This window comes from Roseovarius halotolerans, from assembly GCF_900172255.1.
Classification (GTDB): Bacteria; Pseudomonadota; Alphaproteobacteria; order Rhodobacterales; family Rhodobacteraceae; genus Roseovarius; species Roseovarius halotolerans.
The window spans coordinates 1-10,997 of sequence record NZ_FWFU01000007.1; the positions used below are offsets into that span (position 1 = coordinate 1).

8 protein-coding genes are annotated in these 10,997 nt (G+C 56.8%); 6 read left to right on the forward strand and 2 right to left on the reverse strand.

What is annotated here, in order from left to right:
- Positions 1–231 precede the first annotated feature (231 nt).
- Complete coding sequence (locus tag ROH8110_RS18225) at positions 232–1,326, reverse strand: tyrosine-type recombinase/integrase (protein ID WP_085819228.1); 1,095 nt, start codon at positions 1,324–1,326, stop codon at positions 232–234.
- Positions 1,327–1,685: 359 nt separating this feature from the next.
- On the opposite strand from ROH8110_RS18225, the gene ROH8110_RS18230 reads away from it, so the two are divergent.
- The 6 genes from ROH8110_RS18230 (at position 1,686) to ROH8110_RS18255 (ending at position 10,095) form a co-directional block, all read left to right on the forward strand.
- The gene (locus tag ROH8110_RS18230) at positions 1,686–2,120 is read left to right on the forward strand and encodes a helix-turn-helix domain-containing protein (protein ID WP_085819229.1); all 435 of its coding nucleotides are present in this window, start codon (positions 1,686–1,688) and stop codon (positions 2,118–2,120) included.
- Positions 2,120–2,704 carry a hypothetical protein gene (locus ROH8110_RS18235; RefSeq protein WP_085819230.1) on the forward strand — a complete coding sequence of 195 codons (585 nt, stop codon included), beginning with the start codon at positions 2,120–2,122 and terminating at the stop codon, positions 2,702–2,704. Before ROH8110_RS18230 ends, ROH8110_RS18235 begins: the two co-directional genes overlap by 1 nt.
- 142 nt (positions 2,705–2,846) lie before the next feature.
- Positions 2,847–4,337: an ATP-binding protein gene (locus ROH8110_RS18240; protein WP_085819231.1), complete on the forward strand. Its 1,491-nt coding sequence runs from the start codon at positions 2,847–2,849 to the stop codon at positions 4,335–4,337.
- Positions 4,334–7,072: a Z1 domain-containing protein gene (locus ROH8110_RS18245; RefSeq protein ID WP_085819232.1), complete on the forward strand. Its 2,739-nt coding sequence runs from the start codon at positions 4,334–4,336 to the stop codon at positions 7,070–7,072. The genes ROH8110_RS18240 and ROH8110_RS18245 overlap by 4 nt, the downstream gene beginning before the upstream one ends.
- On the forward strand, positions 7,023–8,021 hold the full coding sequence (locus ROH8110_RS18250) for a PD-(D/E)XK motif protein (RefSeq protein ID WP_211330800.1): 999 nt from the start codon (positions 7,023–7,025) through the stop codon (positions 8,019–8,021). Before ROH8110_RS18245 ends, ROH8110_RS18250 begins: the two co-directional genes overlap by 50 nt.
- Positions 8,014–10,095: an AIPR family protein gene (locus tag ROH8110_RS18255; RefSeq protein ID WP_085819234.1), complete on the forward strand. Its 2,082-nt coding sequence runs from the start codon at positions 8,014–8,016 to the stop codon at positions 10,093–10,095. Before ROH8110_RS18250 ends, ROH8110_RS18255 begins: the two co-directional genes overlap by 8 nt.
- Here the strand turns inward: ROH8110_RS18255 and ROH8110_RS18260 are convergent.
- Positions 10,065–10,847, reverse strand: a complete 783-nt coding sequence (locus ROH8110_RS18260; protein WP_170156541.1) for a dCTP deaminase/dUTPase family protein — start codon at positions 10,845–10,847, stop codon at positions 10,065–10,067. The two genes, ROH8110_RS18255 and ROH8110_RS18260, sit on opposite strands and share 31 nt — an antisense overlap.
- Positions 10,848–10,997 lie beyond the last annotated feature (150 nt).

A 10,997-nucleotide genomic window follows, 5' to 3' on the forward strand; every position in this document is an offset into this window, starting at 1 on the left:
AAAGAACCGCAAAATCCGGATCAAATCCGGACCGGCCCTGAATGAGGGCCGGAACAACAATTGCTAAGTATCTGAAATTATTGGTCGGAGTGAGAGGATTCGAACCTCCGGCCCCTGCCTCCCGAAGGATCAGACCTGACCTTAAGCCTCTGTAATCATTGCTGTATACTCTCATTTAGCTGCTCCTTTGTTTACGTTTGTACTGATCTATTTCCGGATGTGATCCGGACATCAGATTGCGTCCGCTGCGCCTCGCTGGTGATCCGGATGGTGATGCCCATAGTTCTTTTCGAGCGTCTCGAGGGTCATCCCGAGAAAGCCGCAGGCGTCCCACTTGGGCGCGCCCTTCTGCATGAGCCAGGTTGCGCAGGTGTGCCTTAAGGTGTGCGGCACGACTTTCCGGTCTCCGTCGGTCTCGAGACCAGCAGCTACAACGGCCGTCCGAAACGCGCGTTTGATGTTCTGCAATGACTTTCCGCGATGCGTGATGACGAATTCGTCTTCAGGAAATCGCCGGCGCCTGCGCAACAGGTATTTCCTCAGCCGGGCCGGCAACCTCGAGCTCGGGCGCTCCTTCTTGGTGCGTCGTCGTCCGATAGGGTTCCAGTAGATGATGTTGCTATGGAAATCGATGTCGGACCAGCGTAAGGACAGAATGGCTTCCTTTCGCTGGCCGGTCAGCAATCCGATCCGGAGAAACAGGGTCAGGTGTTCGGTCTTCGATTCGGTGGGCACGCCATCCTCAAAAGGGGTATCAAAGCTTCGCGACACCCTGATCAGCGTTAGCGCCTCTTCGCAGGTCAGAAAGCGGATGCGCCCCTCGGGCTTTGGCGGAAGCCGTACCGCGATCTTGCGCGTGATCAGCTGGTCTTCCTCGGCCCGCCGGATTGCGGTGGACAACAGGCTGAGCTCTCGCCTCAGAGTTCCGTCTTTGAGCCCCTTGTCGCCCCGACCCTTTCGGCGTTTCTGGCAGTACTCCTTGATGAGCGCATCGTTGATGTCGCCCACGGAGTAGCCATCAAAAAACCGGATGATCGGCTTGGCAGCATTGGCCAGTCGCTCCGGGTCGGTGACGTCATCAAGCCGCTTCGCAAGGTAGTGCGAAATCGCGTCAGCAACATAGAATTCATGCGGCTCGACCGCACGCTCCGGCCTGAAGCGTCTCAGCTTCCATTCTGCGAAGTAGAGTTCAGCCTGGTCGCGATCCCCAGTGCCAGTCGAGTGCTCGCGGCTGCGTCCCCCTTCGGTCCAGTAGATGTACCAGTTTCCCTCGGACGGGCGCTTGCGATCGCGCTCGAGGCGCGGCGGGGATGATCTTCTTGGCATGCCTTCACCGTGAAATTGTCAACGTACCGCTCCCATGCGCCGGAAGGGATCTTGGGGTTTCGGCGCCCTGGGGCCGTGTAGATGTGGTCCAGCATGTCCTCGCGGATCAGGTAACGCACGTTGGACACAGGAATGCCGACGCGGTCAGCCAGTTCTTTCGGGGTTTCCAAGAGCTTTTGCACGCTTCGCCTCCTTAAACCGTTTGCTCACAAACCGAGGCGAGAGTTTTCGTTTTGCGTCCAGAATGAAACAAAACTACGCTGATACTGCATGAATCAAGCGTGTCGCCATCGTTCGTATCTATTTTTGATACAAATGACTACGAATGAGGTCAACACAAATACAAACGAAAGTTGAACATGGCTGTTGTTGGCCTTGGACATCGCCTTGCGGCAGTACGGAACATGGCGCGACTCTCTCAAGAGGAGATGTCGCAAAAGCTGGGTATCAGTCGAAGCGCTTACCAGAACTACGAACGTGGCCAGCGAGACCTGACCGCCCAGTTGCTTCTGAAAGTCTACGAGGAATTCGACGTCGATCCGCTCTGGATGCTCGAAGGCGATACCGAGGACGGCAAGAACCGCAGGCACGAACAGATCGCCTCGGCCAATCGCAAGATCGGAATCGCCGTCGAGCACAGGATCATTGAACGCGGTTTGACCGTGACCCCCGAAAAGAAATGGGACGCCATCGATTTCCTCTTCGATGAGTTCCTCAACACCGAGTCGTTGGCCAATGAAGGCGAGGGCCCGGACACCACGAGAATTGATAGCGTTTTGAGGTTGGTAAGTTGATGTTGGATGAAGAACTCCCCGACGATGTGGCAAAACTGCGCCCGCGCAAGCTTCGGCTGGGCCCGGATGTTGAACGCCTGCTTGAAGGCGTTGCCGGTGTGGAAGTCGACCCAAAGAAGGCGCGGGAGACCAATGGATTGCGCCCTAAGGCCAACAGCGTCAACGCGGCCCGTTGCGCCCGGTGTGGCCAGATTGAATACATCACGCGCGAATATTGTCGCTGCGGACACTACCTGACTGGCCAGATCGAAGACGAATATCTTGCATGGGAACGCAACCTGGCAGAAACACACGAGCGTCTTTCGACTGAAGCGGATCGCAAGCTGAAACCGTTCAGGATCATGGCACTCGCAGCTATTCCTTTCATCATCTGGCCGCTCCTCTATCCCGTGCTGTTTGACGACTTCGGATCGTTGACCACCTGGCTCTGGATGCTGCCCGGCATCGCGATTTTCGGCCTTTTCGGCCTGGTCCAGGCAGTTGTGACTGCCGAGCTCAACGACAGTGCTCACGCTCTTGCAACCGCCAACTTCGAACAATTTCTGACTGAGCGCATTCGCGTACCGAGTAATAGCTTCACATGACGTTATCCATTTTTCCCATTTTGTCCCGTTCAGTCGTCAACGCTTTGGTTCTAGGCCGTTTCTCTGCGCTTTCATGCACCAGGACGTTGTCACCTGATCAGTTGGTCGCTCTTCGTTCCGCTCTTGGCGAAAGGAGGCCAAAATGACGGAGCATATTGTTCGGGAGGTGGATGCAACACCCTATGCGGCATCGCTCATCGAGGGCCATCGCGACTTCGGCTACAACCTCGAGACAGCTCTCGCCGACATCATCGACAACGCCATCACCGCTGGCGCACGGACGGTAGAGCTGATCGCCGACACCGTTGCCGACGAGCCGTGGATCGCATTGGCCGATGACGGTTCAGGCATGACGGAAACCGAACTGGTCGAAGCCATGCGTCTCGGTTCGAAGAATCCGACCGACGAGCGCGAGGCAGAAGACCTCGGTCGTTTCGGTTTAGGCCTGAAGAGTGCCAGCTTCTCTCAGTGTCGAAGTCTGACGGTTCTGACGCGGCAAGACGGTCGAACATCCTGCGCGCGCTGGGATCTGGATCGCGTCGCGAAACGGAACGACTGGAGCCTCGAACTCATCGACAACCCCGAACTTGTGACAGGGCATGACCTCCTTGCGGAGACCGGAACGGTCGTCATCTGGGAGAAACTCGATCGCTTGAGTGGCGGCTACACCCATGACCGCACCAAGCGGGCCGAGCACATGAATTCGGAGCTGTCCCGCGCAGAACATCATCTGCGCTTGGTGTTCCATCGCTTCTTGGAGGGCGCCAAGCCACGACTGAAACTTTCACTCAACGGTCGCCAGCTGAAACCCATCGATCCCATGGCAACGTCACATGCCGCCACGCAGAAGGACCCGGAGGAGGTGCTGCGCCTGCGTCAGGGTGACGTCCTGATCAGATGCCATACGCTTCCCCATCACAAGCGGATGAGCCGGGAAGAGTGGGAAGAAATCGGCGGCCCGGAGGGCCATCTGAAGTCCCAGGGCCTCTACGTCTATCGTGAGAAACGTTTAATCATCGCGGGCGGATGGCTGGGTCTCGCGCGCCAGACCGAACTCACGAAACTCTGTCGGATCGCAGTCGATATCCCGAACACGATGGATGCGGAGTGGAAGATCGACGTCAAGAAAGCCTCGGCCCAGCTTCCGCCGGTGGTGCGTGAGCGACTGAAGAAGGTGGTAGAAAGGTTCGTCGGCACATCCAAGCGCACCTATCGCAGCCGAGGCCAGAAGCTGGTCGATGAGACCCGTTTTCCGATCTGGAATCGGGTGCAGAAGGATGGGCAGATCGTCTTTCGCCCCAACTTGGAGCACCCGGTATTTCGAACCTATGCCGAGCAGCTGCCAGAAGAGCTGCGAGAGGGTTTCGAACGTTGCCTGCGCATTGTCGGTTCAGGTCTGCCGATCGAGACGCTGCATGCTGAACTCGTCGGAAACGCGGAAGCGGTCACGGCAGACGAGACTTCAGCAACCGACCTCGAAGAGTTGGTCTATTCCCTTGCGGTGACACTGACGGAAAACGGTGTGCCCTCCGAGGCCCTGTCGGACACGATGCAGAGCAACCCATTCTTGCGAGTGCGGTGGGAAGCCGCCGCACCGATTCTGGAAGAATTCTTGAGGACACGAAATTCATGAGTGAAGCCATCGAGACAGTGAAGAACATGGTCGAAAGTGGCCTGTTCAATCAGGCACGGAAGACCGAAGACGAGTTGCGCAGTATGATCCGAGGCGTCGCAGCTTTGGTACCGCCGGGCCTCAGCGATGAAGAGATCGAGCAGATTGCGCGGGAGATCGAGCACAAGCAGGGTATCAAGGCTGGACTTGGTGCAGTGGTTGACAGCGAGGATTTCGAACCTTGGCTGGATGACGCGAAGCCGTCGATCGAGCCTTTCTACTGGAACCGCTACCAGAAATTGCTCCTGCAAAACGGATTGCCGAAAGACGTGGTTATTTCCACGGACACGGTTACGGACAAAATCCTCAGCCGTCTTGGCAACCCCGAGAAGCATGTGCCGTGGGATCGGCGCGGCATGGTGGTCGGACACGTTCAAAGTGGAAAAACCGCCAACTATGCCGGGCTGATTTGCAAAGCTGCAGATGCCGGATACAGATTGATCATCGTCATTGCCGGTATTCACAATAACCTGCGCAACCAGACACAGGCCAGGATCGACGAAGGTTTCATCGGTCGCGATACCGGGAAGTCCCAGGAAACCAAGAAAGGCGGGGCAAAACACATCATCGGCGTCGGTCATTTCGACCCGAATAACACCCCTGTCAGCCTCACCAACACGCTAAGGGACTTCAACAAGGCCACGGCATCCACGAATACGAGCGAGATCGACTCGTACAAGGTACCTGTCGTCCTTGTGATCAAGAAGAACCACCGCACGCTCGCCAACCTGCTCGACTGGCTAAAGGACAACAGTGCGCGCGGCGATCAGGAGATGATCGACCAGCCGATGCTGCTGATTGATGACGAAGCAGACAACGCTTCGATCAACACGAAGTACGGCAAGAAGCTTGTCACCACGATCAATGGGCAAATTCGCGACCTGCTGAACATGTTCCACCGGAGCTGTTATGTCGGGTACACGGCAACTCCGTTCGCCAACATCTTCATCGACCCCGATCAGGACGACGAGATGTACAATGAAGACCTCTTTCCGAGAGATTTCATCATCGGCCTGGACGCACCCACCAACTACTTCGGCCCGACCAAGATTTTCGTGGATGGGCTGCCGGAGGAAGGCGATCCGACCTGGCTTCGGTACATCACCGACAACGAGGATATTCTGCCGGTCAAGCACAAGATCGATCACGAACTTGATGCACTTCCGTCCTCCCTGACGCGGGCATTGCGCGCTTTCTTGTTGGCAAGGACCATCAGGAATATGCGTGGCCAGAAACGAGCGCATTGCTCGATGCTTGTAAACGCGAGCCGTTTCACCGCTGTGCAGGGGCGCCTCCGAAATCGCCTTCACGAAACGCTCGAGCGGATTCAGAATTCTGTTCGGATCAACGCGAGCCGAGGCGCAGCTGCATTGAATGATCCGGAGATTGCCGCACTACATGGTGTCTGGCGGGAAGAGTACCCCGACGTAGAATTCGACTGGCCCTCCATCCAGTCCGAACTTCTTGATGCGCTCGCATCCGCCAAAATCGTCGAGGTCAACAGCCGCGCGAATGATCTGGACTATTCGAACTCCGGAGAGCGCGGCCAGACCGTCGTTGCTGTCGGTGGTTTCTCTTTGTCGCGCGGCCTTACGCTGGAGGGCCTGACCGTCACCTGGTTCCTGCGCAATACCATGATGTACGACACACTCATGCAGATGGGGCGCTGGTTCGGCTACCGGGGCGGATACGAGGACCTTTGCCGCATATGGATGCCTGCCGAAGCAATTGATTGGTACTCGTTCATAGCGACCGCCGCCGAGGAGTTGCATGATGAGTTGCGCACCATGGAGAAGGCCAAGGCAACGCCTCGAATGTTTGGCCTTGCTGTGCGAAGCCACCCCGCTTCACTACTGGTGACCGCGCGGAACAAGATGGGGTCGGGCAAGAAGGTCACAACGCTTGTAGGTCTTTCGAACAAGTTCGTAGAAACCTCGAAGGTCAGTATCAAGCCCAGCGACCTTTCTGCAAACCTCGGCCTCGCCAAGTCGCTTGTTTCGAAGCTGAACGGAGCGAGCCTCAGGGAAGAAAGCTCGCCTTGGGGCACCTTGGTACGCGGTGCGCCAGTAGAATTCATAGACGAGTTCCTTGCCGGATGGCGCAATGCAGAGCAAAGCGTGACGACTGATCCGGGGCCTGTCCGGAGTTACATTCGGGCACGAAAAGCCGACGAATTGCAGACTTGGGATATACTCATTCCAAGTCTCGCCAAGGGGCTGCCAGACATGGCGCTTGGCAAGCCGATCGTGCCAGCGACGCGATACGTAGATCTTCATGATCTGCAGCACGAGTTCATGTCCTTCAGTGGGAAGCGAATGCGCGTCGCGTCCAGGGGGATCGAAAAGGCCGGCGTCGACCCGGCAAGGGCTGATGCAGCAGAGGCGCGCTATCGAGAGGAAAAAGGAAAGGCCGACGGCGAGCGCGTGAACTATCCGGACTCGATCTACCGCCGCGAAAGAGATCGAGGGTTGTTCATTCTGCATTTCGTTAAGGCAAAGGCACCCGATGGAAAGGAAGACGCAAAGGAAGTCAGCCTGATACCTGACGACCCCGTGGTGGCGTGGGGCATAAGCCTTCCCGTGTCCTCACGTCCGGCCGAAAGGGTCGAGTATGTGGTGAACACGGTTCGCTATCAGGAGCTCTTCGGTGAAGACGACGAAGACGATGATCAGGAGGCAGCACTTGAAGCCTTATGAACCTTGGGAAAGACTGTCCCCTGACGAAGCCAAGCGGGTCGATGTCGCGGGCCGTTTCGATTTCTTCTGGGTGGTGCTGGAAGCAGGCATGCCGGGCCTGATGCTGAGGCTGCCAGGCCTGCCACAACCACTGCCCCGCTTGCCGAAGTTGAAGAACCTTGTTGCATCCTTCCGACCTGTATCAGGCGGATCGGCATTCGTTCTCGGCCTCAAGGAACGAAGTCAGGTCGAGATATTCGAAACCCTTTGCCGGGATGTCGTTGAGGCCGGAGAGGCAGGTGCGGATCGCGACGAAGCGCTCGTCAGAGCGCTGCAACGTACACGGCGATGGTATCACCTTCTGCGTGGCGGAAAGACCAATGGGTTGTCCGTTGAAGAGCAGAGGGGGCTTGTCGGCGAGTTGGCCTTCGTTCGGGAACTTGTGTCCGCATTCGGCCCAGAGACTGCAATCGAGGCTTGGACCGGCCCGACCGGCTCGGCGAAGGACTTCGAGCTCATCGGAAGCTGCGTCGAGGTGAAGGCAAGGCGGGTGGCTGCAAAGCCGTTCGTAGCCATTTCGTCCGAAGACCAGCTTGCGGATGTCGAAGGGAGCCGCCTGTGCCTTCGTGTGGTCAATGTGGCGTCGGCCGTCCTGCCGGAAGGTCAGAGCCTGCATGATCACGTGCGAATGACGTCCGAGATGTTCGAAGAAGACGGCGCGGCCTTCGATGCGTGGGAAGAGACGCTCTATTCGACAGGATATGATCCCGAGAACGATTACGACGAGCGGCGATGGCTTCTTGGCGCTGCGAACGACTACGAGGTGACAGAAGGTTTTCCTCGGATTTCCACACCTCTTGCGCCGGGCGTGGAGAATGTCCGGTACGCGATTGCTCTCGATGCCTGCGAACCGTTCAAACTGGAAGGTGATCTGATCGACGTCATCCGAGGAGGGCTTGACCATGAGTGATCTGGAAGAATTCCATCATGAACTTATCGCCGATATCCAGGGCGATGCTGACGTCCTCGGCCTTGTCACAGTGGAAGCTTTCTTCGAAAAAGTCGGCGAGTTGCTCACGGAAGCTGGCGAGCTAGACGGCGCAAACAGAGCGTACTTCGAAGGGAGTGTTTCCGGCAATCCGGCACGAATCGACGGCTACGGTGGTGACCCGAGGGACGGCGATGGAGTGCTGAGCTTAATCCTCTGCGACTTCTCGATCACGGATGAAGTAAGGCTGATTCACAAGGATCGGCTCCAGGTTCTGCTGAACACGTTGCATCGCTTTCTCAAAGCAAGCTTGAAGCGTGATTTCAGGGAACAGCTCGAGGAAACGAGTTCCGGCTTTGGTGTCGCTGATCTGATTGCCACGACTTGGAAAGACATTGAGAAGATCAAACTGATCATCGTTTCAAACGCTGACTCAAGGACACAAGCCGACGCGGCCAAGGTGACGGATGTCGACGGCAAGCCGGTAACCTTGAGTGTTTGGGACCTGAAGCGCCTCAAGCAGTATATGGAGCAAGGTCAGGCGCGAGCCAACTTGGTCATCGATTTCGAAAAGGATTTCGGTGGCGGCATTCCGCTGCTCGCGGCATCCGGGGCCGAAACTTCTCTCGAGAGTTACCTGGCTGTCATTCCAGGCAAACAGCTGGCCGCCATCTACGACAAATGGGGGCCGCGTCTTCTAGAAGCGAACGTCCGAAGCTTTCTGCAAGCACGCGGGAAGGTAAATAGGGGTATTCGCGACACGATCCGCGATGAACCTCATATGTTCTTTTCCTACAACAACGGTCTCAGCGCAACGGCAGACGCGATCGAGGTGGAGCAAGGCGATCATGGCCAGCGCTTGGTTCGCGCGGACAATCTGCAGATCGTCAATGGTGGGCAGACCACGGCCTCACTCCACGCGGCGCGAAAGGCGTTTGCCGAGCAGTTGGAACAGGTTCATGTCCAGATGAAGTTGACTATCGTTCCGCGAGAACAGTCCGAACTCGTTGTTCCGCGCATCTCGGAATACGCCAATAGTCAGAACAAGGTGAACGCGGCAGACTTCTTCGCCAACCACCCCTTCCACATCCGGACGGAAGAGCTGTCGCGCAAGGTTCTGGCGCGGGGAGAGGACGGGTATCGGGACACGAAATGGTTCTACGAGCGCGCAAGGGGACAGTATGCCGACGAACGCGGACGCAGGACCATCGCTGAGCGCAAGAAGTTCGATGCCGAGTTTCCACGCTCCCAGTTCCTCACGAAGACCGACCTGGCCAAGTTCGAGAACACCTGGGCGTGCCTGCCGCATATCGTGAGCCTCGGTGCACAGAAGAACTTCGCGGAATTCGCCAAGCATATCGGCAAGCGATGGGGTTCCGAAGGTGCGGCATTCGATGAGCTCTGGTTCAGGCGCATGATCGCAAAGGCCATCATTTTTCGGGCCACCGAAGAACTGGTTTCGGGCGCGGAATGGTACGAAGGCGGATACCGTGCCAACATCGTGACCTACGCGATTGCCAAGCTCGTGCATGATGCAGAGGATCGGGAGATGGTTGTCGACCTGGACGCCGTCTGGAGATACCAGGATGTCTCGCCCGATCTGAAGGCGGCACTGTTGGTTGCTGCGGCAGAAGCTCAGGACGTGATCACGCACCCGCCCGAGGGCGTGCGCAACTTCAGCGAATGGGCCAAGAAGCAGGCTTGTTGGAAGGGGCTGGAGGATCGTGAGTTGAGCTATCCGGAAGAATTCGATCGCGTGCTGATTTCGCCGGACCTGGCCAATGAACGTGCGAGAGAGGCCCGTGCGGACAAGGCTGTCGAGACCAGCGTCGAGGCGGAACTCGAAGTGCACAGGCTTGGTGCCGCTTTCTGGGCGGAAGCCCGGAATTGGGCGCGGGAGCGTGGGCTTCTGTCCCCGCGAGAAAATGGCGTTCTGGAAACCTGCGCCGCGATCCCAAGCAAGATGCCCTCGGACAAGCAGTGTGCGATTGCGATGGTGGCCTTGGGTAAGTTGCGGCAGGAAGGCTATTCAGAAACAGGAGAAGTGGACTCGTGAATTCCGAGGGCTTCAAGTTGATTCTGGATCAATTCATTTATTTGTTCTTTGGAATGTAGGTAATCTGTAACGCCGAAGAAGTACCCTGATAGAACTGCGGCGGCCAACAGGCCTATCAGCTTCAGCCAGTTTTTCTGGAAGAAGCGAGAGGCGAACTTGTCAAGCAGATCCGGTTCGAGTCTGTTGGTGATGTCGTTCTTCAAGTCTTCCCTGATGCGCTTCTCCATTTCAGCAGTCTGCAGGAAAGTTCCCGAAAACCCGCCAACCATATCCGTCAAGATCTTCTCCACATATTCAGAATGCGTGAAGCTGGTTAGCTTTGGAACTTGCCCGTCTTTTGCTTCGCCATGCTGGAAGAATAGAACCCTGAAGAATTCATCACCCGCTTTCAATCGGATGGGTTTCTTTGAGAAATTGATGACAAGGCTTCCGATGGGCCCAAAGAAATTTGCATCTACAAGGCCGACATCGAGCGCCAACATGCCTTGCTTTGTGAAGCCGCTCCGCAGAGTCACCAGAGCCGTGACGCGCGCGTCTTCGATTTGAAACTTCTCTTCGGATATCACCCACGCCAGCCCACCCGGCTCGAGCGTGTAGAAGGTCGTCGGTTTGCTCGGATCGTAGGTCTTCGCCTCTTCGCCGGTCGGAATGATCGAGTGAATCCTCAGATAGTAGCACCCACCTCGGATGTTCTTGGGGTCAGCATTGGCTAGCAGAGCTTGATCAGTTATTTGGGTGCCTGTGATAAGCATGTTTCGAACTCCAATGAGGCGACTAGGCTCAGGACCCATTGATTTCCGCGTTGGAGCATGATTCACGCTTCGAAAACTGAGCGGTGAGCATGTCTGATCTTTTCTGGCTGACGGATGCGCAGATGGCGCGTCTTGAGCCCTTCTTCCCCA